Consider the following 25,371-nt stretch of genomic DNA (forward strand, 5'->3'; position numbering starts at 1 on the left):
ATCGATTTTATTTACTTTTTTAAAGATTTCTTTTTTTGTTTAATTGCTGAAAATCTAATAAATCTTTCAATCTTCCTGAAGCAAGTTTATTTTTCATTAAATCTTCAAAATCTATGTAAGGGACTTTAAAATCTTTTTCATTAATCCAGTTACAATGACTTTTACTTTCGACAAAATTTAATCCCGAAACTTTAGTTAAAATTTCAATCTTTCTAGGTTCTACACCCATACTCCAAACATCAAATTTATCACTAAAAAATTCCTCTATGGAAAATATTGGAGCTCCAAACTCCTCGTAGACTTCCTTTAATTTAAAATAATTTTCTTCGTTTTGATTTACCCATAAGTCCATATCTCCTGTACTCCTTCCATAACCGTGAAGTATTACAGCATAACCACCAACTAGTAAATAATCTACATTATACTTGTCTAGAAGCAGTAAGAAATCTAAAAAATCTTTATTAAATAGATTCGGCATGTTTTCTTGAAGATATTATGGTTCTATCCACTTTTTGCTCTGGACTTGAATTAAAAATCGAATTAATAATATCACATGCAAAATTCAATCGCTCCAAAGGAGATTTATCATTGTAGAAAGTTACATGATCATCTGCTTCTTCAAATGTCAATTTTGTGGCAACGCTTCTATCCATTCTAATATTTTCCATTAATAAACTATTTGACAACAAATATAATTATTAAATTTATTCTATTGGTATGTCTTTTTAACCTCAAACTTGAAACCTGAAACAAAATTAACTAATCTATCGATTTTACAACTGCTTTTTCAGCTTCTTTTCTAGTTCCGTCGAATCCGTCAACTCCAGAAACTGTTGTGTATTTTAAAACATATTTTTTACCCGGATTAATTCGGTTGTAAACACTTTGGCACATTAAAGTTGCTTCGTGGAAACCACATAAAATTAATTTCAATTTTCCTGGATAAATATTTACGTCACCGATAGCATAAATTCCGTCGATATTGGTTTGGTAATCTAAAGCGTTGTTTACTTTGATGGCATTTTTCTCAATTTCTAATCCCCAATTGGCAATCGCTCCTAATTTTGGAGTCAATCCGAAAAGCGGAATAAAATAATCCGTTTCAAAAACTTGTTGCACACCTTCGTTTTCTAAAACAATACTTTCAACATGGTCTTTTCCGTTAATAGCCACAACTTCTGCTGGAGTAATCAAGTTAATTTTTCCAAGTTTTTTCAATTCTTGTACTTTTTCAACTGAATCTAAAGCGCCACGGAATTCGTTTCTTCTGTGAACCAAAGTAACTTCTGAAGCTACATTAGAAAGGAAAATACTCCAATCTAAAGCAGAATCTCCACCACCTGCAATTACAATTCGTTTATCACGAAATAATTCTGGATCTTTTACAAAATATTCTACTCCTTTTTCTTCGTAGAAAGCTATGTTTTCTAATTGTGGTTTTCTTGGTTCGAAAGTTCCTAAACCTCCAGCAATAGCAACAGCTTTTGCATGGTGTTTTGTTCCTTTATTAGTAGTAACTATAAAAGTTCCGTCTTCTAATTTATCAATAGTTTCAGCAGTTTCAGCCAAGGTAAATCCTGGTTGAAATTGTTTGATTTGTTCCATTAAATTGGTTACTAAATCACCTGCTAAAACTTCAGGATACCCTGGAATATCAAAAATTGGTTTTTTAGGATATAACTCTGCCAATTGTCCTCCTGGTTGTGGAAGTGCGTCAATAATGTGACATTTTAATTGTAAAAGTCCAGCTTCAAAAACGGTGAAAAGTCCTGTTGGACCTGCGCCTATAATAAGTATATCAGTTTCGATCATTTTTTAAGTTTCAAAGTCGCAAAGTAACAAAGTGAAAAGGTCTTTAAATATGATTTTTATCATACAAGAATTATGCAATGTTTTCAACTGTCTCAATTTGAGGAGCATACTTTTTTATTGTAGTTTCAACTCCTGCTTTTAAAGTCATTTGATTTACACTACAACCTGTACAAGCACCTTCAAAACGCACCTTCACATGTTTTTCTTCATCAATAGAAACCAATGAAATATCACCACCATCAGAATTCAAAAAAGGTCTGATTTCTTCTAATGCTTTTTCGATATTTAAAGTTAATTCTTCGTGTGTCATCTTTTTGGAATTTTGGATTACTAGAATTTTGGATTGTTGGACTTCAAAAAATCTAACAATCCAAATATCTACAAATCTATTTTTTTACAGCAGAACATCCTGCCATTGTTGTTATTTTGATTGCTTCGGTTGGCGCAAGATTTTCGTTTCTGTTTACTGTTTCTTGAACCACATTTCTTGCGATTTCTTCGTATATTTTTTCTAAAGGTGAAGCAGTTTGTAAAGCTGCTGGACGACCGTAATCACCTGCTTCGCGAATACTTTGCACCAATGGAACTTCTCCCAAGAATGGCACTTGTAAATCTTCTGCAAGATTTTTGGCACCTTCTTTTCCGAAGATATAATATTTGTTATTTGGTAATTCCTCTGGTGTGAAATACGCCATATTTTCTATAATTCCTAAAACTGGAACATTGATAGCATCACTTTGGAACATTGAAACTCCTTTTCGAGCATCGGCTAAAGCTACATTTTGAGGCGTACTTACAACAACCGCACCTGTAATTGGTAAAGCTTGCATAATTGACAAGTGAATATCGCCTGTTCCTGGAGGTAAATCAATTAACATGAAGTCTAATTGTCCCCAATCGGCGTCAAAAATCATTTGGTTTAATGCTTTAGAAGCCATCGGTCCACGCCAAATAACAGCTTGACTTGGAGAAGTGAAAAATCCAATGGAAAGTAATTTTATTTCATAACTTTCAATTGGTTTCATTTTAGACTTTCCGTCAACTTCAATAGAAATTGGTTTTTCGTTTTCAACATCAAACATTATTGGCATACTTGGCCCATATATATCGGCATCAAGAACTCCAACTTTGAATCCCATTTTAGCTAAAGTTACAGCTAAATTGGCTGTTGTTGTAGATTTTCCAACACCACCTTTTCCTGAAGCTACAGCAATAATATTGCTGATTCCAGGAATAGATTTTCCTTTTATTTCGTTTGGATTTTCTTTAGCTTCTACTTTGATATTTACTTTCACAACAGCATCTGGAGAGAATTGTTCGTGAATTAGTTTTTTAATATCGTCTTCAGCTCTTTTTTTAATGTGCATTGCAGGAGTTGAAATCAATAAATCAACTACAACCTCATCGCCAAAAGTGATTACATTTTGAACCGCACCACTTTCAACCATATTTTTTCCTTCACCAGCAATAGTAATTGTTTCTAATGCTTTTAGGATTTCTTTTCTATCTAACTTCATCTTCCTGTTTAAAAGTTTATGAGTTTAAAAGTTTAAAAGTTGACTAACTTTTTATTTAAACTGAATATGAATTGCAAAGATAGTAAGAAGTTTAAAAGTATGATAGTAACAAGGTTTAAAGTTTTGTTATAATCAGATAGTTTGATTCTATTGTTTTTGTAATTATTTGTAAATTTTTAGAAAATTAGGAAATAATTGTAAATAAAATTAAATTTGATAATTACATATAAAATTATGGGATTAACAATTCATTATAAAGGAGAATTAAAAAATGCATCTGATTTAAAATCGTTAATAGATACAGTTAAAGATGTAGCAAAAGCCGAGAAATGGGATTATTTTGTTTTTGAAGAACAATTTGAAAACAATTCTTTTTCTGAAATTATTGATAAAGAAAATCTTTTTGGAATAATGATTTCTCCACCAAAATGTGATCCTTTTTGCATTTCATTTTTATCTAATGGGAAAATGAGTGGAATAATAAATTTTAATGTAATGCAAAAAGAAGGAGAAATTAATGAAGATTTAATTTATGCTGTATTTTCAAAAACACAATATTCTGGTTATGAAAACCATAAAAAACTAATTTTACTTTTAGATCATATTAGTATAAAATATTTAAAATCATTTGAGTGTATTGATGAAGGTTATTATTGGGAAACAAGAGATGAAGATTTACTTAAAAAAACATTTGAAAAATACACCAATTTGATTGATAGTTTTACAAGTTCAATTGAAATGATTACAATAAATGAAGGCGAAAATTTGGAAGATTATTTAACTAGAATGGCAGAAATCACTAACAAAAACTTAAAATAATTATATTTTCATTTCAGGTTCCCAAAAATATTTTTCGAAATCTACAATTTGATTATCAACCACTTCAATTCCTTCGTTTTCTAAAAGTTGTTGCATAAGATTGGTTCCATCAAAATGATGCTTCCCAGAAAGTAATCCTTTTCTATTCACAACTCGATGTGCTGGAACATCGTCACGATTATGACTTGCATTCATTGCCCAACCTACCATTCTTGCTGAACGAGCTGTTCCTAATGCTTTGGCAATTGCTCCGTAAGAAGTTACCTTTCCTTCTGGAATTTGTTTTGCAATTGCATAAACTCGTTCAAAGAAATTTTCTTCCATTACAAATGATACTTTACAACATTGTATAAGGTAAAAATAGCTACAACTCCGGTAATGATTCCGATGATTTTGTTCATGTTTTGCATAAAATAATCGGTTTTTGATTTCATTTTATTGAAAAACAAAACGTACAAATAGAACACTAAAAACGAACCTAAAACAACCCCAAAAACCAAGCTATAAATCGATATCGGATTGAAGGTAAAAATATTAAAGGAAGCTAAAGTAACACTAACAAAAACATAATATGGAATTGGGAAAAAGTTTATCGCCGAAATCAACATTCCCATAAAAAAGCGACTTCTTTTACTTTTTAAATGTAGTGAATCTTGCGATTTTAATTTTGGCTTCTTAGCAAAAAATAAAAAGTAAACAGATAAAATTGAAAAAATAACCAAACCAATTTCACGTAATAAAACCACAATTTCTTGATGACTATTAATGTATCTAGCAAAAATTACAGAAATATACGTTTGAAAAAATATCACTATTAAAGCTCCAAGAACAAAAACCATGGCGCGTTTTCTTCCATCAGTGAAATCGACTTTAGCTGCTGTCATATTAATTAATCCTGGTGGAAGAATTCCTATTACAGCTGCAATAAATCCCGATAAAAGTGGAAGGATGATGTTCATAAATTCCAATTTTCAAATCCCAAATTCCAAAATTGGAAAGTATAAACTTGACGTTATTTTATTTTAAAACGAATATACGTAATTGCTTTGTTAATTTCCAAATATTGTTTTTCGTAAAACGTTTGAATTTCAGTTACTTCACTTGGAGCACCTTCATTTTTGTAAACATTATGATTAGCGTATAAAACTTCGTGACCTTCACCGTGTAAAAGACCTAAAGTATAACCGTGCATGAACTCAGAATCAGTTTTTAGATTGACAACGCCATCTACTTTCAAAATTCTTTTATATAATTTCAAGAATTCTGAATTGGTCATTCTATGTTTGGTTCGCTTGTATTTTATTTGTGGATCTGGAAATGTTATCCAAATTTCAGAAACTTCACCATCGGCAAAAATATGATTGATTAGTGCTATTTGAGTTCTAACAAACGCTACATTATGCATTCCTTCATCGACAGCCGTTTTTGCTCCACGCCAAAATCTAGCTCCTTTTATATCAATTCCAACAAAGTTTTTATCTGGATAACGTTCGGCTAAACCAACTGAATATTCGCCTTTTCCGCAACCTAATTCAATGATTATTGGATTGTCATTTTTGAAGAAATCTGAATTCCATTTTCCTAATAACGGAAACTCATTTCCTACTACTTCTTCTCTTGTTGGTTGAAAAACGTTGGTGAACGTCTCGTTTTCCTTGAATCTTTTTAACTTATTTTTACTTCCCACGTTTCTATAAAATATTTTAGCAAAATTAAGGAAATAATATCCACAACAAATAAAGTTTTGATAATGTTTATGTAACCTTAACAATACAGCTATTCACTTATTTTTGTAGAAACTATTTATTTTGAAGAAAAGAAAAGTTGAAGTTGTAGTTATTTCTGATGTTCATTTAGGAACTTATGGGTGCCATGCCAAAGAATTATTACAGTATTTATCTGAAATTAAGCCAAAAATACTCATTCTAAATGGCGATATTATTGATATTTGGCAATTCAGAAAGTCTTATTTTCCGGCAAGTCATTTGAAAGTGATTAAGAAAATCATTTCGTTAAGTTCAAAAGGCACCAAAGTCTATTATCTGACCGGAAATCACGACGAATTTTTAAGGAAATTTACTGATTTACATCTAGGAAATTTAAGTTTGCTAAATAAACTAGTCCTAAATTTAGATGGGAAAAAAGCTTGGATTTTTCACGGAGATGTTTTTGATGCTTCAATAAATCATGCCAAATGGTTGGCTAAACTTGGTGGTTGGGGTTATGATATTCTAATTCTAATTAATCGTTTTCTGAATTGGATTTTGGCTCAAATGAATAAAGAACCTTATTCACTTTCAAAGAAAATTAAAAACAATGTGAAATCGGCTGTGAAATTTATTACTAACTTTGAAAATGTTTGCACAGATTTGGCTATTGAAAACAACTATGATTATGTAATTTGCGGACACATTCATGAGCCAAAAATTGAGTACATTACAACCGAAAAAGGAAAGACAATCTATTTGAATTCAGGTGATTGGATTGAAAATTTAACAGCTTTAGAATACAATAATAAAAAGTGGAAATTATACAAGCATGCTCCAAGTGAAATTGTTACAGAAGAAGAACAATTTGAATATGAAAACCAACTTGCAGAACAATTTATCACTTTATTAAAAAACTAAAAATGACTAAAAATATTCTCGTTGCACCACTAAATTGGGGTTTAGGTCATGCTACTCGATGTATACCTATTATTCGTGAATTAGAAAAAAATGGTTTTACACCAATCATTGCTTCAGATGGTGTTGCTTTAGCTTTATTGAAAAAAGAATTTTCACACTTGACTGCTTTAGAATTGCCATCATATCAAATTGAATATGCCAAAAAAGGTGAGAATTTTAAATGGAAATTGATAAAAAATAGTCCAAAAACGATTAGTGCTATTTTATCTGAAAAACAATGGGTTAAAAAATGGGTTAAAGAATATGATCTGAAAGGAATTATTTCCGACAATCGATTGGGTGTACATTCTAAGAAAGTGCCTTCGGTGTTCATGACACATCAATTAACCGTTTTATCAGGAAAAACAACTTGGATTTCTAGTAAATTACATCAATTTTTTATTAGAAAATTCGATGAATGTTGGGTTCCTGACATTGAAAAATCTCCAAATTTGACTGGGAAATTAGGGCATTTAAAAAACTCAAATTTAAACATAAAATATATTGGTGTTTTAAGCAGATTAGAAAAAAAAGTCCTAGAAATAAAATACGGCATTATGGTTCTGCTTTCTGGTCCGGAACCTCAACGAACTATTTTGGAAGAAAAACTAATTGAAGAACTTAAAGACAACAAAGAAAAAATAGTTTTTATAAAAGGAAAGGTAACCAATGAACAAGTAAAAGAACAAAAAGGGAATATCACTTTTTATAATTTTATGCAATCTGAAGAATTGGAAAAAACTTTTAACGAAAGTGAAATGGTGCTATGTCGTTCGGGTTATACAACCGTTATGGATTTGTGTAAACTTGAAAAGAAAGCATTTTTTATTCCAACTCCAGGTCAATTTGAACAAGAATATTTGGCAAAAAAATATAAGAGAGAAGCCTTAGTTCCTTATAGTAAACAAGATAGATTTGTTATTGATGATATTCTTTCAGTTCCTTTATACAAAGGTTTGCCTTTGATACCTTCGGAAATCAATTGGAAGCAATTATTTCTTCTTTTCGAGCGTGAATGAAAATTCTGAACCTTTTCCGTATTCACTTTCTATGTAGATTTTTTCATTGTGTCCTTCAATAATATGTTTCACAATTGAAAGTCCTAAACCTGAGCCACCTTCACTTCTTGCACCACTTTTGTCCACTCTGAAAAAGCGTTCAAAAAGTCGTGGAATATGTTGTTGTTCAATTCCTTCGCCATTGTCTCTTACACGAACAATGATTTTATTTTTAACCAAATCTTCAATGGATACTTCGGTTGTACCATTTTCTTTTCCATATTTTATAGAGTTCATTATCAAGTTTGTAAGCACTTGTTGAATCTTTTCTTGATCAGCAAAAACGTTTATTGGTTTATTATATTTTCTGTCAAACATTAGAATAATATTCTTTTTATCGGCTTGCATTTCAAGTAAATCAAATACATTTTGAATTAACTCAACTATATTGAATTCAGAAAATTCTAAATTCAAATCGCCCATTTCAAGTTTAGAAATCATATCTAAATCTTCTACAATATAAATCAGTCGTTCAACACCTTTTTCAGCTCTTTCTAGATATTTTTTCCTTTGATCTTTGTCTCTAACTCCATCAACCAATGTAGAAATATAACCTTGAACCGTAAAAAGTGGTGTTTTCAATTCATGCGAAACATTTCCCATAAATTCTCTTCTATATTCTTCTCTTACTTTAAGATTTTCGATTTCGAGTTTCTTGTCGGTGGCAAATTTCTTAACTTCTTTAGTTAAGGTTGCCATATCTGTAGTAATGGATTGACTTCGTAAAGTTGTCGAATCTAATAAAGATACATCATCATAAATCTTTTTCACACGACGATATATAAAATGTTCTACGCGATATTGAAGTACAAAAAATGAAAAAATAGCAATTGATACTGCATAGATTAAACAAAATAGCCAAGAAAATGTGGCAAATAAAAATAGCAATCCGGCAACTAAACTAGTTGAAAAAAGAGTAATATATAAAGTTGATATTACGGCGAATCGGTATGTTTTTTTGAAATTTAAAGGCATTGAAAAGCTGGAAGTTAGATGATGGAAGTTGGAAGTTTTACTTTGCTTTTAAAAATGTATAATATTCAAATAAACAGTACAGTTTTATTAAAAATTTTGTTGCTATTTTACATTATACATTTATACTATATACAAAAAAATTAAGCTTCAAATTTGTATCCGACACCTTTAATGGTTTTGAATAAATCTTCTCCAATTTTTTCACGGAGTTTTCTAATGTGAACGTCAATAGTTCTTCCGCCAACAATAACTTCGTTACCCCAAACTTTATCAAGAATTTCTTCTCTTTTAAATACTTTACCAGGTTTTGAAGCTAACAAATAGAACAATTCAAATTCTTTCCTTGGAAGAACAATTTCTCTTCCATCCATAACTATTTTATATTCTTCACGATTAATTTCAATGCCACCAACATTTAGGTTTTCACTTGAAGTTGTTTCGTCTTTTAGTCGTCTTAATAAAGCTTTTACTTTACTTACCAATAATTTTGGTTTTATTGGTTTAGCAATATAATCATCTGCACCAGCATCAAAACCTGCTACTTGAGAATAGTCTTCGCTTCTTGCCGTTAAAAATGTTATGATGATATTACTCAATTCAGGAATTTTTCTAATGTTTTCACAAGCTTCCATTCCGTCCATTTCTGGCATCATTACATCCATGATGATTAGTTGTGGTCGTTCCTTTTTTGCAACTGCAATTGCTTCTTTACCATTAGAAGCTGTTACAATTTTATAACCTTCTTGAGTCAAGTTATACCCTACAATTTCTAGGATATCTTGTTCATCATCAACCAATAAAATCTTTATGTCTTTTTTCTTCATAATGCAAAAAATTATAATGTTTTGCGATGTAAATATACTATTTTATCAGTAATTAATTCTTATTAAAAATGAGTTAACGGTAATTTAATCTGTTAACAATATCATAATGTTATAAAAACACAAAGGTAATTTTCGATTAAGATGAACTTTACATAGTACATGTTACTTTGCAAAAAATTATTTAACCAGATGAAACAAAAACTATTATTTATAACAATTTTATTTACAGCTTTTTCTTTTGCTCAGACCAAAAGCGTTATTAAGGGTAAAATTACCGACAAAGACATGAATAATGCACCTCTTGCATTTGCAAATGTTTCTGTAAAAGGTTCTTCAAATGGAGTAACCACTAATGAAAAAGGAGAATACTCTATATCGCTTCCTTCAGGAGAATACGTTGTGGTATTTAGCTTTATAGGTTACGAAACTATTGAAAAAATAATTGATTTGAAGCCTAATCAAACAATTGAGTTAAATGTAGCATTAGGAAGTGGAGGTTATAAGTTAGACGATGTTGTTATTAAGAGTGTAAAGAAAAGAAATACTGAAACAGCTATTCTAACAGAAATAAAAGAAGCCAAGCAAGTTGTAAGTGCTATTAGTGCTGAACAAATGGCAAAAGGAACCGATGGAAATGCAGCTCAAGCTATTCAAAGAATTCCTGGAATCACAATTGTTGATGGAAAGTTTGTAATGATTAGAGGTTTAAGTGAGCGCTACAATAATGTGTTGATTAATGGTTCACTTGCTCCAAGTACAGAAATAGATAAAAGAACGTTTTCTTTTGACCTAGTTCCTACAGGACTTTTAGATAAAATGGTTATCTATAAAACTGGTTCTGCAGATAAACCAGGAGATTTTTCTGGAGGTATTATTTCATTGAACACTATCGAAAGCACATCAGATTTTACAAAATTTGATATCAGTTTTGGTTACAGATCAAAAACAACATTCAATGATTATTTACAATCTGAAGGTTCAAATACAGATTTTGTTGGGATAGATAACTCTTTTAGACCATTACCTTCAAGTTTTCCAACTACATCACAATTAAATAATAGTGCAGCTACTTCACAACTTCGTGTTGACGCTGCAAGATCATTACCAAATAATTTTGACACTAATTCAAGTAATGCCTTTTTAGACAATAGCACAGGTTTTTCATTGGGTAGAAAAATAAACCTAGGAAATACAAAAATATTTAGTGTTAACGCACTTAATTATTCAACAAGTTATCAGTCTTTTTCAAGAAGTTTTAGAAGATATAATTTCTTGAATGCCGGCGAAACAAGACCTACAGATTGGTTTACATTTAATGACATGAACTACCAACAAGAAGTACGCATCACTGCATTGTCTAATTGGTCATTAAAAACTGCGAAATCAAAATTTACTTTCAAAAATTTATTCAACCAAATTGGAGAAAATGAAACTACAATTCGTCAAGGAATTAATTTTAATCAACAGGCTAATAACACATTAAAAAACTATATGTATGCTTATAAGAGCAGAAGTATATATATGGGGCAATTGAATGGTGATCATAATTTAAATTCTAACAACAATATTGATTGGGTTGTTGGATACAATTATATCAGAGAAAATGAACCAGATTTAAGACGTTTCAGAACTTTTAAAGATGTTAACTCAACTTCAGACAATTATACATTTCAAGATCCATCATCTTCTAATTTATTTTCTGGTAGATACTATGGAAACTTAAGAGAGTTTAGCGCTAATAACGGTGTTAACTATACTTATACTATCAATAGAGATTCAGAAACAGAAGAACGTTCTCCAATAAAAATTAAAGCTGGTTACTTGGCAGATTACAAGTTTAGAATTTTCAAATCAAGATATGTGTCTTATGTTTTGAAAGATTATCTTACATCAGCAAGAAAAGACGAATTAAGAAACCTTCCTTTATCAACAATTTTCAGCAATGAAAACATAAACAATCAAAATGGATGGGTTTTAGAAGAAGGAACAAAACCAGATGATTCATACAAAGCAGACAATACTTTATTAAGTGGTTACATCAACACAGAATTACCTCTTGGAAAATTTGACATTAACATGGGTGTTCGTATAGAAAACAATACTCAAAAACTGAGAGCTTTTTCAAATGGTAATCCTGTAAATGTTGACAATCCTGTTACTTCTATTTTACCTTCTTTGAACATTGGATATAATATCAATGAAAAATCTTTAGTAAGAGCTGCTTATTCAAGAACAGTAAACAGACCTGAATTTAGAGAAATTGCACCTTTCTTATTTTATGATTTCGAATATGAAGTTTTAAAATTTGGAAATGCTGACTTAAAAGTTGCTACAATAGACAATATTGATTTTAGATACGAATGGTATCCAAGCAAAGGAGAAACTGTTTCATTTGGAGGTTTCTATAAAAAATTCACTAATCCAATTGAGCAAATCATTCAAAGAACTGCTGAAGATCCATCTTTCAATTTTAAAAATGCTACAAGTGCAGTAAATTATGGAGCTGAATTGGAAATTAAAAAATCATTCAAAGATTTAACCAACATTCCAATTTTAAATAGACTTTCTATCAACATCAACGCATCTTACATATTCTCAGAAGTTGACCTTGGTGCTGCTGCACAATCACAAGATTCTAAAAGAGCTTTACAAGGACAATCACCTTATATTATTAACGGTGCTCTAGGATATGAAGATGAAAAAGGACTTGGAATTAACTTAATTTACAACCGATTTGGAAACCGAATTTTCTCTGTAGGTGACGACGCATTCAATACTTATTATGAAATTGAACGTAATCAACTTGATGCTACTATTTCTAAAAAATTTAAAAAACTAAAAGTTAAACTTGGTTTACAAAACATACTTAACGATCCTTTCAAATTAATGGAAGATTCAAATAGAGATAACAAAATAAGCAAAGCTAACGATAATGTAATTTCTTCTTTCAAAAGAGGTTCTTTATATACTTTAGGTTTTTCTTACAACTTATAATACTAAAATTCAAAAACTGTAATACACAAAAAAATGAAAAAAATAATCTTACTTTTATTACTATCTACTTTATTCACTTCGTGTTTAAAAGATGATTTATCCTTTGGTACAGATGGAGATACAGAAAATTATGTAATCCTTTCTGGAGATTTAAATACTCAAACGCTTACTAAAGGTGTTCGTTATTTAATTAAAGGTCAAGTCTTTGTTAAAGACACTAAAGTTTTAACAATCCAACCAGGAACTGTTATTTTTGGTGATAAAGCAACTAAGGGAACACTTATTATTACTCCAGGAGGAAAAATCATTGCAGAAGGAACAGCAAACGAACCTATTGTATTCACTTCTTCACAAAAAGCAGAGTCTAGAGACCGTGGAGACTGGGGTGGATTAGTAATCTTGGGTAAAGCTAAAACAAATCAAACCAATCCAGCTATTGAAGGAATTAATCCTCCTGTAATATTTGGTGGAGCTGATGACGCAGACAATTCTGGTATTTTAAAATATGTAAGAATTGAATATGCAGGAATTGAATTAACACCAAACAACGAAACCAATTCTATAACTTTAGGTGGTGTTGGAAGTGGAACACAAATGGAATACTGTCAAGTATCATATGGTGGTGACGATGGTTTTGAATGGTTTGGCGGTACTGTTAACGCAAAACACTTAATTTCTCTTGGTTTGTGGGATGATGATTTTGATATTGATTTTGGTTACACGGGGAAAATACAATTTGCTCTTGCAGTTAGATACCCAACTTTTGCAGATCAATCGGGTTCAAATATTATTGAAACTGATAATGGCCCAAATGACAATGTAACAACATTACTAACAGAAGGTGTTATTTCAAACTTAACAGGAATTGGTCCAAAGTTAACTAATGCTCAAGCTATTAATGCAAATTATCAACATGCTATTGATATGAGAAGAAGAACTGCATTGACTATTGCAAACTCAGTATTTGTTGGTATGCCAAGAGGTATTAGAATGAATCAACAATCTGTTTATGATAATTACAATAACGGAACAGGATTTCTTTTAAACAATGTAATGTCTGCTCCATCAACTACGTTTTCTGTTGGAACAGGTATGACTGCTACTGCAACCAATGTACAAAATCTTTGGAATGCAAATAATACAACTGTTGCAGGAACCGATTTCGAAACTCCAACAACAGGAATTTACAATACACTTGGATTGAATCTAAATGTTTTTTACGGAAATAATACTCAGAACTTTTATAGTTCAAACCCAACTTATCAAGTAACAAGTGGTACTTTATCTACTGGAGCTTCATTTACAAATGCAAAACTTAACAATACATTTTTTACCACTACTACTTATAGAGGTGCATTTGGAGCAACAGATTGGACAGCAACTTGGGCTGAATTTATTCCGAATTTAAAAGCTTACTAAATTTTATTAAAATAGGTATATTTGATGAGTTTAATCACTACGATTAAACTCATCACTTTTATTATAGAACTATGAAGTACTTATTAATTTTATCTTTATTTATTTGTTTCTCTTGTTCAAAACCGAAAGACACCATTCCTAAAAACCATCTTTCGCCTGAAAAAATAGAAGATTTTAAATACAAAATAAGTCGTTATATTGAGAAATTACCTCGATTAGCAACAGAGAAAAACAAATTTGACAAACAATTTGACACAACCTATAAGCTAAGTGCAAAAAATAGTGAATTAATGCACTATTACATTGATGAAGACAATTACATCTATTTTGCCATTAGCAAAATCGCTCCAAGTATAAAATTAAAAAAAACAACTACTGTAGGAAAATTAAAATTTGATAAAAATGATTCCATAGTGTTCTATCAAGAAGCTTTTAGAACCTGGAAAATGGAACCAAAAGAATTAGAGGAAAAAACAAAATTGCTTTTTGATAAATATTTGAACAACGAAGATTTGTCTGACTATTATACTGTAAATTCTAATCCTGAATTTTTTATAGAATTTCCAGATGAAATTACCCAATTTGATACTATAAGTAGAACTTGGAAAATTAAAACTAAATAAAAAAGGCTGACTATAATAAAAATATAGTCAGCCTTTTTTAGATTAATTTAAAATTTAATCTTTATCTGCTATGCTATTTTGTGAAAACTTCTTTACATCAACAATACGATTATCAACATAGCTTACTTCACTTACAGTACTACCATTTGAATAAAACATCCATTTTCCTGACTTTTCACCATTTGTATATTCAGCAATAGCACTAACATTTCCGTTTACGTCATATGAAGTCCATTTTCCATCTAACTTTCCGTCTTTAAAATATCCTACTTGTTGTACAGCACCATTTTCATAGTGGTAAGTAGCTTTAACCAATCCATTTTCTGCTTCTAAAACTGGCTCAATTGCTTGACCAAATGATAAACCAGAAATCAAAATTACAAGTGTTAAAAGAAGGTTTTTCATGATATTTGGGTTTTTGAATTAATAATTAGATAACAAATATATAACTATTTTTACAATAACCAAACTTTCTCTTAACAATTTGGTAACATTGGGAAAATTTTATGAAAACTTTAAACTTTATTATATCTAACCTGTTGGTGTGAAATCATCATAAATAGACTAAAAAAACTATACTTTGTCATTTTGACGAAAGAAAAATCACATAATTATGTACTTGATGCGATTCTCCTTCGACGAAATGACAAACTAAACTAAAAATCACTAAAGTTAAAATTGAAACACACAAGATTGATTTGTAATACATCTACATCACCATTAAAAAATCAATATAAAATTTGTTAAAATTGTGATTTTTGGCATTGTATTTGAAAACTTATTTATATATTTGCTTTAACCAAGTTGAACTCATGACAAAAAACTACTTTTATATTATTCTTTTTTTCCTGATGCTAAGCACTACAAATGTGATGGCTCAAGATGGAAAACCAGCATCAAAAGTGCAAGAGAACACTATTGAAGGTCTGAGTTTTTACCCAAATCCTGCAACTGGTGGAAAGATTTACATATCTACAAAATCTAATGAAGATAAGCAAATCACCATTTTTGACGTTCTTGGAAAAAAAGTACTTCAAACTACTCTTTCTTCTAGAGAACTTAACATTTCTTCGCTTTCACCAGGAATTTATCTTATTAAGATAGAAGAAGGTGACGCAAGCGCTACTAGAAAATTAATTGTCAGATAGTTAAATATCTATATTGTTAACTATTTTTTTACTTTGATTATTTTTATTTAAAAAAATAGTCTTTATCTTTGTATCCTAAAATTATATTTAAAATTATGAAAAAACTTTACACTTTATTATTTATTGCATTAACAAGCTTTTCTTTTGGACAAACTGCCTTGTACGAAGGATTTGACTATACAGTTCCTGGATTTGTTGGAGGAAATTTAGCTACAACAAGTGATGCCGTTGGATCAAACAATTGGTTTACACATAGTAATACTGCAACAACTGGAACAGGTACTATTGATTTAGTTACTGGAAGTTTAAGTTATCCTGGTTTAGCAACTTCAACAGGAAATAAAATTTTGTTACCTGGTGCTAATGCAACAACACCTCGTGACATAAATAGAGGATTTACAGCTTCAACTGCTAATGCATATTATTATTCACTTCTTTTAAATGTTATAGACAACACCCAATTGTCAGCTACGGCATCTGGAAACACCTACTTTATGAGTTTTGGTGGTGCATCTGGTGGAACTGTAACTAGTTTAGGTGGAAGATTGGCAATAGCATCAACTAATTCAGGTGCTAACTACAGATTAAGTATTTCAAATACTTCTACAGGAACTTTAACATACACAGAAAATCCAGTAGATTTAAATTTTGGAACAACATACTTAGTGGTTGTGAAATATGACAGATCTGCTTCGCCAACTGTAGCGTCTTTATGGGTAAACCCATCTAACCTTGGAGGTACTGAACCAGCAACGACTGTAACTAATAACTCTGGAACAAATACTTTTGCAACATTTGCTTCTATTTGTTTAAGAAACTCATCTGGTACACCAAAAGCTGAAATCGACGAAATCAGAGTTGGTGAAACTTGGGCAGATGTTACTACACCAAATTTAAGAAACAACCAAAACGCTATCGCTGGTTTATCAGTTTTCCCTAATCCAGTGAAAAATGGTGTTTTCTACATCAATACTGATGCAAATGCTGAAAGAACAGTTACTGTTTTTGATGTATTAGGAAAACAAGTTTTAAACACTACAACTTCTGAATCTGCAATCAATGTAAGCAACCTTACTGCTGGTGTTTACATGGTTCAAATTTCTGAAGAAGGAAATACAGCAACTAAAAAATTAGTTATTGAATAACTAGATTTAAAATTATATTAGAAAGCTCCAATTTATGTTGGAGCTTTTTTATTTTCATTACTTTTGCAATGCTACTGTCCCGAAACTTCGGGATGTTTCAAAATTAAACAAAAAGCATCTTAACTTTGATTTCATCTCACGATATATTCACCATTCAAAACCAAAAGCAGTTTGAAAAAATAGCTTTAAAGGTTTTTCGTTTTCAATACGACAATAACCAAGTGTATCGCGAATTCTGTGAGTTATTAAAAATTGAAAAAGGAAGCGTAAAATCATTGCAACAAATTCCGTTTTTACCCATTCAGTTTTTTAAAAGTCACGATGTTATATCTTCAAATGATGCCATTCAAGAGACCTTCACAAGTAGCGGAACCACCGGAATGATTACAAGTAAACACCTTATAACCGATGTAACTTTGTATGAAGAAAGTTATCGCAATGCTTTTTCAGAATTTTATGGAAATATAGAAGACTATGCGGTTTTAGCTTTGCTTCCATCCTATCTTGAGCGTTCTGGCTCTTCTTTAATCTATATGGTAAAAGACTTGATAGCGCTTACAAATAATGAAAATAGTGGTTTTTATCTACACAATTACGACGAACTAATTTCAAAATTAATCGAACTTGATGAATCCGGACAAAACGTACTTTTGATTGGTGTAACTTATGCTTTATTGGATTTAATAGAGCAACGAAAGTTTCAATTAAAAAACACAATAATCATGGAAACTGGAGGAATGAAAGGCAAACGCAAAGAAATCATCCGTGAAGAATTGCATGAAATTCTTTGTAATGGTTTTGGAGTTTCTAGCATTCATTCAGAATATGGCATGACCGAATTGTTATCGCAAGCCTATTCCTTAGGTAACGGAATTTTTGAATGTCCAAACTGGATGACCGTTTTAATTCGTGATACCGAAGATGCTTTGTCTTATGTAGAAAGCGGTAAAACAGGAGGAATAAACGTTATTGATTTAGCCAACATCAATTCGTGTTCTTTCATAGCAACACAAGATCTAGGAAAAAAATATCCCAACAATTCGTTTGAAGTATTGGGACGTTTTGATAATTCAGATATTCGAGGTTGTAATTTAATGGTGTTGTAATTTTTTATATTTTTATGCGTTATTTAACTAACTGAAAATAAATTTATGCGCCATCTTCATTACTTACTTTTCTTCATAACTTTTTCAGTTTCAAGCCAAATTGAAGTAACAATTGACTCAATTATTTCCGTTGATATTAGTTCCAAAAAGAGAGCATTTTCTATCAATTACCACATCACAAACACTACAGATAGAGAACTATCCTTTTTTTTAATTCCAAATACATTGATTGCAAATTCTGCAGGTTCATTGACATTATTTCCGGTTTATAAAATATACCAAAATGGAATTTTTGAGGATGTTGATGGTCCATTTTACGAAAAAATTTATAAAGAACAAGAGGAAATTGAAGAGACAGATGATGTAGAAAAAAGAAAAAAACTGATAGAAGAAATTACAAAAAAATACACTTTAGAATACAATAACATAATTGAAACTTACAAAAAAAATGGTGGAACTAATACTGATGAAGCATGGATTTATAAAAATCAAAAGCTACTTCAGTCTATTATAATTCTAAAACCAAATGAAACTAAAAATTACATTATAAAGACTAATTGGAATAAAGAACGTTATTATAAAATAGATGACAAAGAATTTTATTTGAATGAAAATGATAAATTCGAAATAGAACTTTCATTAAGTTTAGACAAGCTGAATAGAAAGACTTCACTTTCACTTGAAGAATACTCTAAATTTGAAAAGGACAATAACTTTCTTCATGGAACTTTTACTTCCAACAAAATGGAAATAAATTTTGGAGAATAAAAAAGGAGCCGTTAAGCTCCTTTCCTAATTATATTACTTTTATCAAATAATAATTTTTCTTTCCTTTTTGAAGGACTAAAAATTTACCTTTTACCAAATCTTTTTCGGTAATGATATAATCTTCAGCGACTTTTTCTTTGTTTAAAGAAACTGCATTCTGTTTCAATTCGCGTCGAGCATCACTATTGGAAGCTAAGAAACCTGTTTTTGCAGCAAGTGCAGCAATCATATCCAATCCGGCAATGATATCTTCTTTAGCAATTTCGGCATTTGGCACACCTTCAAAAACTTCTACAAAAGTAGCATCATCCAATTGGGCTAAATCGTCCATAGTTGGACTAAAAAAAGCATTCGAAGCAAAAATCGCTCTTTCCAACTCTTCTTTTCCGTGAACAAAAGTAGTTACTTCTTCTGCTAAACGTTTTTGTAAAACACGTAAATGTGGTGCTTCACGATGTTCTGCGATTAAAGCATCTACTGTGTTTTTATCTAAAAATGTGAAAATCTTAATGTACTTTTCAGCATCAACGTCGGTTGTATTCAACCAAAATTGGTAAAATTTATAAACCGATGTTTTATCGGCAGTCAACCAAACATTTCCACCTTCTGATTTTCCAAATTTAGAACCATCAGCTTTAGTAATTAATGGACAAGTCATTGCATAAGCTTTTGCTCCTTCTCCGTTCATTCTTCTCACTAATTCTGTTCCTGTAGTAATATTACCCCATTGGTCAGAACCACCCATTTGCAACAAGCAATTATGTGATTTGTACAAATGATGAAAATCATAACCTTGAATTAATTGGTAAGTGAACTCTGTAAAACTCATTCCTTCGCCAGTTTCTCCACTCAAACGTTTCTTTACAGAATCTTTTGCCATCATATAATTTACCGTGATTCGTTTTCCGACGTCACGAGCAAAGTTTATAAACGAGAAGTCTTTCATCCAATCGTAGTTGTTTACTAAAATTGGAGCATTAGCTGCAGTTGAATTAAAATCTAAAAAACGAGATAAAACACCTTTTATTCCGGCAACATTTTTTTCTAAAGTAGCTTCATCAAGTAAATTTCTCTCATCAGATTTTCCTGAAGGATCACCAATCATTCCAGTAGCACCACCAACAAGAGCAATTGGTTTGTGTCCAAATTTTTCTAAATGAACCAATAAAATAATTGGCACCAAGCTTCCAATATGCAACGAATCACTTGTTGGGTCAAATCCAATATAGGTCGTTGTCATTTCTTTTAAAAGTTGCTCTTCTGTGCCTGGCATAATATCGTGCACCAATCCGCGCCATTGTAATTCTTCTACTAAATTCCTCATTTTATTCGATAATTTGCGCAAATATAGTTCTAAGATTTCAGATTTCAGATTTCAGATTTCAGATTTTGAATTATTTTGCTAGAAAAATATTGAATACCACTTCTAAACTCCTAAACCTTTAAACTTTTAAACCTTTAAACTTTTAAACTTATTTCATAAATCCTATCTTTACAAAATGATATTAGTTACTGGTGCAACAGGATTAGTCGGAGCTCATTTAGTACTTCATTTGTTAGAAAATGGTGAAGAAAATATTCGTGCCCTTTATCGAAATCCAAAAAATATAGAGAAAACAAAATCTCTTTTTGATTTGTATAAAAAAAGTGAACTATTCTCTAAAATAAACTGGACACAAGGTGATATTCTAGATGTTCCTTCGTTAGAAATTGCTTTTGAAAATATTGATTATGTCTATCATTGTGCGGCATGTATTTCTTTCAACCCAGATGATGAAGATCAACTTCGAAAGGTAAATATTGAAGGAACCGCCAATATTGTAAATTTTTGTATTGACAAAAACGTTAAAAAACTATGTCACGTTAGTTCAATTGCTGCTCTTGGAGATTTAGCACAGCACGAAACCATCATTACTGAAGAAACAGAATGGAATCCTGAAGTTTTGCATAGTGATTATGCTATTTCAAAATATGGCGCCGAAATGGAAGTTTGGCGAGGTCAGCAAGAAGGATTGAATGTAGTAATCGTAAATCCGGGAGTTATTTTTGGACCTGGTTTTTGGCAACAAGGTAGCGGTGCTTTTTTTACCTCTATTGAAAAAGGAATTCCATTTTACACTTATGGTTCCTCTGGTTATGTTGCTGTTACAGATGTTGTGGAAATAATGCATAAATTAATGAACTCTGATTGTAATGGAGAACGATTTGCATTGCTGTCTGAGAACATTACTTACAAAAATATTATCTACAGTATCGCTGAAAAAATAAAGGCTAAAAAACCAAAAATTGAGGCAAAACCCTGGATGCTCAATATTGGATGGCGATTGGATTGGGTGCTCTCTTCTATTTTTAGAACCAAAAGAAAAATATCTAAACATGCGGCGCAATCAATTCTAAATAGTGATGCGATTTCAAATGAAAAAATAAAAAACTATTTGAATTATGATTTTGAGGCTATTGACTCTTACTTAGATAAAATTGTAGTTCATTATAAAAAATAATTACTTCACAATTCCCTCTTCAAGATTTTGAACCGGAATTGGAGCACCGCTTAACTTCTTATTTTCTTTATCTAAGCGCTCTTTAACTTCTTCATACATTTTTTTATACTCTTTAATATCTGAAGCATAATATTGAGTACTTTTTGCGAAAGTTAAACTATCTACTTTATATTTTTCTTTTAAAAAGACACTTGCTTTAGGATAATTTCGAGTAGCCGAACCTTGATTTCTAGCCGCTTCCAGAATTGCTAAATCATAAATAATCTCTTTCATCTTATCCTTGTCGATAAGATTATCTGGCTTTTCAATTATTTCATTTTTGCAACTTGGTAGTACAAATGAAATTATAAATAAAATAAATACTATTTTTTTCATTTCTTATCTATCAAATAGTAAACGTTTTCCGGCTTTAATTTCTTTGACTTTAGAATTTTCGTAAACCAATTGTCCGTTTACAAAAGTATGTGTAATTCTTGATTTAAAATTGGTTCCTTCAAATGGTGACCAACCGCATTTGTATAGAATATTTTCTTTATTTACACTCCAAGGCATCGCCGGATTAACAATTGCCAAATCGGCATAAAAACCTTCTTTTATAAAACCTCTATTTTCTATTTTGAAAATCTTAGCTGGATTGTGAGCCATTTTCTCAACGATTTTCTCCACAGAAATTTTACCTTGATGATGCGCTTCAAACATAGCCACAACAGCGTGTTGAACTAATGGTCCTCCTGATGGTGCTTTTGTGTAAACTTGTTGTTTTTCTTCTAATGTATGTGGTGCATGATCTGTAGCTATAACATCAATTCTATCGTCTAACAATGCTTTCCAAAGTCCTTCTCTATCTGCAGCGGATTTTACTGCTGGATTCCATTTGATGAAATTTCCTTTAGTAGCATAATCTTCGTCTGAAAACCATAAATGATGGATACAAACTTCAGCTGTAATTTGTTTTTCTTCCAACGGAATTTTGTTGGTAAACAGATCCAACTCTTTTGCCGTTGAAATGTGAAATACATGTAACCGTGCACCAGTTTCTTTAGCTAACTTAATTATCTTTTCAGTAGATTTATAGCAAGCTTCAACACTTCTAATTTCAGGATGTAGCGCTACAGGAATATCGTCTCCGTATATAGCTTTATAATGTTCTAAATTACTTTTTACAGTATTTTCATCCTCGCTATGAACAGCAATTAATAATTTTGTGCTTGAAAATATACTTTCTAAAGCGGCAGAACTATCAACCAACATATCACCAGTTGAAGATCCAAGAAATAATTTTAACCCAGCAACATTTTTGGGATTTGTCTTAAGAATTTCTTCTAAATTATTATTGGTTCCGCCCATCATAAAAGAATAATTGGCATACGAAGTTTGAGCAGCAATTTGATATTTATCTTCTAATAATTCTTGTGTAACAGCATTTGGAACTGTGTTGGGTTGCTCAATAAAAGAAGTAATTCCACCAGCAACAGCCGCACGACTCTCTGATTCAATAGTACCTTTGTGCGTTAAACCTGGTTCACGAAAATGCACTTGATCATCGATTGCTCCTGGAATTAAATAATTTCCTTCGGCATCGATAACTTTACAATTGGAACTTTTGTGGCTAATACTTTCGGCAATTTCTTTTATAAATTCGCCTTCAATAAGAACATCGCCTTCAAAAATTTTGCCCTCATTTACAATCCTTGCATTTTTAATTAAAACGGTATTCATATATTTTCTATAATCTATTAAATAATTTTTTTATTCTAAGTGATAAAACTCCAAAAATGGCTTCTTTAATAATAGAACCACTCATTTTAGATTGTCCTTTGGTTCTATCGGTAAAAATTACTGGCACTTCTTGAATGTTGAAATTCTTAGAAAATGCTCTGTATTTCATTTCAATTTGAAAAGCATATCCAATGAATTTAATTTTATCAAGATTAATTGCTTCTAAAACTTCTCTGCTATAGCAAATGAATCCTGCAGTAGCATCCATAATTTTCATTCCGGTAATCATTCTCACATAAACTGAAGCAAAATAAGATAGCAAAACTCTACTTAAAGGCCAGTTTACAACATTCACTCCGGTAACATATCTTGAACCAATGGCTAAATCGGCACCACCAAAATGACAAGCATCATACAATCGTTCTAAATCATGAGGGTTGTGTGAAAAATCGGCATCCATTTCAAAAATAAATTCATAATCATGAGCTAGTGCCCATTTGAATCCATGAACGTAAGCAGTTCCTAATCCGGCTTTTTTTGTTCTAACTTCAAGAAAAAGTTGATTTGGAAATTCTTTTTGAAGTTCTTTTACTTTATCTGCTGTTTTATCTGGCGAATTATCATCTACAATAAGAACATGAAAAGGTTTATGTAAAGAAAATACAGCTCTCACTATACTTTCAATATTTTCAATCTCGTTATAAGTTGGAATAATTACAATGCCGCAATTCATGTTTATCGATAAAAGTTTGTGCAAAAATACTCATTTTATTACTTCATAATCTTAATAATATTATAATACTAATCAACAAATAAAATTTAGTAATTTTGCGGTTCATGATAGCATTAGAATTACATCCACGAATTATAGAAAACAAAGATTGGGCAACAATTATTTTTGTGCTTTCCTTATTTCTAATTGTTTTAGCAAAATCAGTCTTTGAAACGAGATTTAACGATTATATTCGATTAATTGTATCAGATAAATATACAAAAATATATCGAGAAAGTAGTCATTTAATGAGCGGATTTAATGTAATTCTATTTATAGTAAATATAATTTCACTTTCGTTTTTTATTCAATTAGTTTTAGTACACTACAATTATGGTATTAAAACCGATTGGATTCTTTTTACAAGAATTTTTACCCTATTGACAGTTTTTATACTTTCTAAATTTCTTGTAGAGAAGATTATTGCCGCAACATTTGGGATTGAAGAAATCATCGAGCAGTTTAATTTACAGAAAGTTACCTTCAGAACCTACATTGGATTACTACTATTACCAGTTTCAATTATCCTGTTTTATGGTAATTATTCAACGAATTCTTTAATTATTACCGTAATTAGTATATTATTAATAATAAATTTAGTAACTTATCTTATTTCTTTGAAGAATTATCAAAATTTAGTATTCGGTAAGTTGTTTTATTTTATTTTGTATCTTTGCGCACTTGAAATAGCTCCATATTATTTCATATTTTATTTGATTACAAAAAATTAGAGTTTAAACATGGCAAATTTGAAAGTAAGAACGATTTTGGTTTCGCAACCAGAGCCAAAAGTAGAAAATTCGCCTTATTTTGATTTACAACAAAAGCATAAGGTAAAGATAGATTTTCGTTCTTTTATTCACGTAGAAGGCGTAAGCGCGAAAGATGTTAGAGCTCAAAAAATTGACCTTAACAATTTTACTGCAATCATATTAACAAGTAGAAATGCAGTAGACCACTTTTTTAGAGTGGCTGAAGAAATGCGTTATAAAGTTCCAGAAGATTTGAGATATTTTTGTCAATCAGAAGCTATTGCTTTTTATCTACAGAAATATGTGGTTTATAGAAAACGTAAAATTTATGTTGGTCAAAAAGATTTTGCAGACATGAGTTCACTTTTCAAAAAATATAAAGATGAAAAGTTTTTACTTCCTGCTTCAGATCAATTAAATGCTGACGCGCCTGTGACTTTAAACAACCTAAAAATCAATTGGACGCAAGCAGTTTTCTACAAAACGGTAATGAGTGATTTATCTGATTTAGCTGATGTTTATTACGATGTTTTGGCATTTTTCAGTCCAACTGGAATTAAATCATTATTTAAAAACTTCCCAGATTTTAAACAAAATGATACCAGAATAGCTGTTTTTGGAAGCACTACTCAAAAAGAAGCTTTAGAACATGGATTAAGAATTGACATTCTTGCTCCAACACCAGAAACACCTTCTATGACAATGGCTTTAGAAAAATATGTAGCCGAAGCTAATAAAGGAAAATAAAATTTT

Annotated in this window: 28 protein-coding genes; 13 read left to right on the forward strand and 15 right to left on the reverse strand. The window is 30.8% G+C overall.

All coding sequences use genetic code 11. The features are described from left to right. Positions 1-19: 19 nt before the first annotated feature. From ABD766_RS12330 to ABD766_RS12350, 5 genes are all read right to left on the reverse strand, one after another. Positions 20-478: a hypothetical protein gene (locus ABD766_RS12330; protein WP_344816971.1), complete on the reverse strand. Its 459-nt coding sequence runs from the start codon at positions 476-478 to the stop codon at positions 20-22. Next, entirely contained in the window at positions 462-668 is a 207-nt protein-coding gene (locus ABD766_RS12335; protein ID WP_298304815.1) for a hypothetical protein, read from the reverse strand. The genes ABD766_RS12330 and ABD766_RS12335 overlap by 17 nt, the downstream gene beginning before the upstream one ends. Before the next feature lie 91 nt (positions 669-759). Beyond that, entirely contained in the window at positions 760-1,812 is a 1,053-nt protein-coding gene (locus ABD766_RS12340; protein WP_344816972.1) for an NAD(P)/FAD-dependent oxidoreductase, read from the reverse strand. Positions 1,813-1,882: 70 nt separating this feature from the next. After that, positions 1,883-2,122, reverse strand: a complete 240-nt coding sequence (locus ABD766_RS12345; RefSeq protein WP_298304821.1) for a NifU family protein — start codon at positions 2,120-2,122, stop codon at positions 1,883-1,885. A 76-nt stretch (positions 2,123-2,198) separates the two neighbouring features. Next, entirely contained in the window at positions 2,199-3,329 is a 1,131-nt protein-coding gene (locus ABD766_RS12350; RefSeq protein ID WP_344816974.1) for an Mrp/NBP35 family ATP-binding protein, read from the reverse strand. Between the two features lie 234 nt (positions 3,330-3,563). Here ABD766_RS12350 and ABD766_RS12355 point away from each other — a divergent pair, with 234 nt between their 5' ends. Next, complete coding sequence (locus tag ABD766_RS12355) at positions 3,564-4,148, forward strand: hypothetical protein (RefSeq protein ID WP_344816975.1); 585 nt, start codon at positions 3,564-3,566, stop codon at positions 4,146-4,148. Here the strand turns inward: ABD766_RS12355 and ABD766_RS12360 are convergent, their stop codons facing one another. From ABD766_RS12360 to trmB, 3 genes are read right to left on the reverse strand one after another with little or no spacing between them, the layout of a single operon-like run. Further along, a complete protein-coding gene (locus ABD766_RS12360) occupies positions 4,149-4,472 on the reverse strand; it encodes an MGMT family protein (protein WP_344816976.1) in 324 nt (107 codons plus the stop codon). Then, the gene (locus ABD766_RS12365) at positions 4,472-5,107 is read right to left on the reverse strand and encodes a LysE family transporter (protein WP_298304832.1); all 636 of its coding nucleotides are present in this window, start codon (positions 5,105-5,107) and stop codon (positions 4,472-4,474) included. The genes ABD766_RS12360 and ABD766_RS12365 overlap by 1 nt, the downstream gene beginning before the upstream one ends. A gap of 53 nt (positions 5,108-5,160) precedes the next feature. Beyond that, positions 5,161-5,835 (reverse strand): tRNA (guanosine(46)-N7)-methyltransferase TrmB, encoded by a 675-nt coding sequence (trmB, locus tag ABD766_RS12370; RefSeq protein WP_344816977.1) that lies wholly within the window; start codon positions 5,833-5,835, stop codon positions 5,161-5,163. Positions 5,836-5,956: 121 nt separating this feature from the next. On the opposite strand from trmB, the gene ABD766_RS12375 reads away from it, so the two are divergent. Both ABD766_RS12375 and ABD766_RS12380 read left to right on the forward strand, forming a co-directional pair. Beyond that, positions 5,957-6,775: a UDP-2,3-diacylglucosamine diphosphatase gene (locus ABD766_RS12375; protein ID WP_344816978.1), complete on the forward strand. Its 819-nt coding sequence runs from the start codon at positions 5,957-5,959 to the stop codon at positions 6,773-6,775. 2 nt (positions 6,776-6,777) lie between these two features. Then, positions 6,778-7,833, forward strand: a complete 1,056-nt coding sequence (locus ABD766_RS12380) for a glycosyltransferase (protein WP_344816979.1) — start codon at positions 6,778-6,780, stop codon at positions 7,831-7,833. On the opposite strand, the gene ABD766_RS12385 is transcribed toward ABD766_RS12380, so the two are convergent. Next, entirely contained in the window at positions 7,807-8,847 is a 1,041-nt protein-coding gene (locus tag ABD766_RS12385) for a sensor histidine kinase (protein ID WP_344816980.1), read from the reverse strand. The two genes, ABD766_RS12380 and ABD766_RS12385, sit on opposite strands and share 27 nt — an antisense overlap. A 140-nt stretch (positions 8,848-8,987) precedes the next feature. Further along, entirely contained in the window at positions 8,988-9,671 is a 684-nt protein-coding gene (locus ABD766_RS12390) for a response regulator transcription factor (RefSeq protein ID WP_298304844.1), read from the reverse strand. Positions 9,672-9,860: 189 nt separating this feature from the next. On the opposite strand from ABD766_RS12390, the gene ABD766_RS12395 reads away from it, so the two are divergent. From ABD766_RS12395 to ABD766_RS12405, 3 genes are all read left to right on the forward strand, one after another. Further along, positions 9,861-12,665 carry a TonB-dependent receptor gene (locus ABD766_RS12395; RefSeq protein ID WP_344816981.1) on the forward strand — a complete coding sequence of 935 codons (2,805 nt, stop codon included), beginning with the start codon at positions 9,861-9,863 and terminating at the stop codon, positions 12,663-12,665. Positions 12,666-12,698: 33 nt separating this feature from the next. Then, complete coding sequence (locus ABD766_RS12400) at positions 12,699-14,084, forward strand: hypothetical protein (RefSeq protein ID WP_344816982.1); 1,386 nt, start codon at positions 12,699-12,701, stop codon at positions 14,082-14,084. 71 nt (positions 14,085-14,155) lie between these two features. Next, on the forward strand, positions 14,156-14,707 hold the full coding sequence (locus ABD766_RS12405) for a hypothetical protein (RefSeq protein WP_344816983.1): 552 nt from the start codon (positions 14,156-14,158) through the stop codon (positions 14,705-14,707). A gap of 54 nt (positions 14,708-14,761) precedes the next feature. On the opposite strand, the gene ABD766_RS12410 is transcribed toward ABD766_RS12405, so the two are convergent. Then, positions 14,762-15,112, reverse strand: coding sequence for a toxin-antitoxin system YwqK family antitoxin (locus ABD766_RS12410; protein WP_298304855.1), 351 nt, complete (start codon positions 15,110-15,112; stop codon positions 14,762-14,764). Between the two features lie 407 nt (positions 15,113-15,519). Here ABD766_RS12410 and ABD766_RS12415 point away from each other — a divergent pair, with 407 nt between their 5' ends. The 4 genes from ABD766_RS12415 (at position 15,520) to ABD766_RS12430 (ending at position 18,874) form a co-directional block, all read left to right on the forward strand. Further along, positions 15,520-15,855: a T9SS type A sorting domain-containing protein gene (locus ABD766_RS12415; RefSeq protein ID WP_344816984.1), complete on the forward strand. Its 336-nt coding sequence runs from the start codon at positions 15,520-15,522 to the stop codon at positions 15,853-15,855. 95 nt (positions 15,856-15,950) lie between these two features. Beyond that, a complete protein-coding gene (locus tag ABD766_RS12420; RefSeq protein WP_344816985.1) occupies positions 15,951-17,000 on the forward strand; it encodes a T9SS type A sorting domain-containing protein in 1,050 nt (349 codons plus the stop codon). A 125-nt stretch (positions 17,001-17,125) separates the two neighbouring features. Next, a complete protein-coding gene (locus ABD766_RS12425; protein WP_344816986.1) occupies positions 17,126-18,106 on the forward strand; it encodes a LuxE/PaaK family acyltransferase in 981 nt (326 codons plus the stop codon). 45 nt (positions 18,107-18,151) lie between these two features. Then, positions 18,152-18,874, forward strand: coding sequence for a hypothetical protein (locus ABD766_RS12430; RefSeq protein WP_344816987.1), 723 nt, complete (start codon positions 18,152-18,154; stop codon positions 18,872-18,874). Positions 18,875-18,902: 28 nt separating this feature from the next. Here ABD766_RS12430 and tyrS read toward each other — a convergent pair whose 3' ends face one another. Further along, entirely contained in the window at positions 18,903-20,198 is a 1,296-nt protein-coding gene (gene tyrS, locus ABD766_RS12435) for a tyrosine--tRNA ligase (protein ID WP_344816988.1), read from the reverse strand. A gap of 175 nt (positions 20,199-20,373) precedes the next feature. On the opposite strand from tyrS, the gene ABD766_RS12440 reads away from it, so the two are divergent. Then, positions 20,374-21,375 carry an NAD-dependent epimerase/dehydratase family protein gene (locus ABD766_RS12440; protein ID WP_298304872.1) on the forward strand — a complete coding sequence of 334 codons (1,002 nt, stop codon included), beginning with the start codon at positions 20,374-20,376 and terminating at the stop codon, positions 21,373-21,375. On the opposite strand, the gene ABD766_RS12445 is transcribed toward ABD766_RS12440, so the two are convergent. The 3 genes from ABD766_RS12445 to ABD766_RS12455 are packed head-to-tail and all read right to left on the reverse strand — an operon-like array spanning position 21,376 to position 23,827. After that, entirely contained in the window at positions 21,376-21,750 is a 375-nt protein-coding gene (locus ABD766_RS12445) for a DUF4296 domain-containing protein (RefSeq protein ID WP_344816989.1), read from the reverse strand. A gap of 3 nt (positions 21,751-21,753) precedes the next feature. Then, on the reverse strand, positions 21,754-23,094 hold the full coding sequence (locus tag ABD766_RS12450) for a dihydroorotase (RefSeq protein WP_344816990.1): 1,341 nt from the start codon (positions 23,092-23,094) through the stop codon (positions 21,754-21,756). A 7-nt stretch (positions 23,095-23,101) separates the two neighbouring features. After that, positions 23,102-23,827, reverse strand: a complete 726-nt coding sequence (locus tag ABD766_RS12455) for a polyprenol monophosphomannose synthase (RefSeq protein ID WP_298304877.1) — start codon at positions 23,825-23,827, stop codon at positions 23,102-23,104. A 104-nt stretch (positions 23,828-23,931) separates the two neighbouring features. On the opposite strand from ABD766_RS12455, the gene ABD766_RS12460 reads away from it, so the two are divergent. Both ABD766_RS12460 and ABD766_RS12465 read left to right on the forward strand, forming a co-directional pair. Then, positions 23,932-24,597 (forward strand): DUF4271 domain-containing protein, encoded by a 666-nt coding sequence (locus tag ABD766_RS12460; protein WP_344816991.1) that lies wholly within the window; start codon positions 23,932-23,934, stop codon positions 24,595-24,597. 18 nt (positions 24,598-24,615) lie between these two features. Further along, positions 24,616-25,365 (forward strand): uroporphyrinogen-III synthase, encoded by a 750-nt coding sequence (locus ABD766_RS12465; protein ID WP_298305033.1) that lies wholly within the window; start codon positions 24,616-24,618, stop codon positions 25,363-25,365. The last annotated feature ends 6 nt before the right edge of the window (positions 25,366-25,371 follow it).

This window comes from Flavobacterium cheonanense (assembly GCF_039539185.1).
Taxonomy (GTDB): domain Bacteria; phylum Bacteroidota; class Bacteroidia; order Flavobacteriales; family Flavobacteriaceae; genus Flavobacterium; species Flavobacterium cheonanense.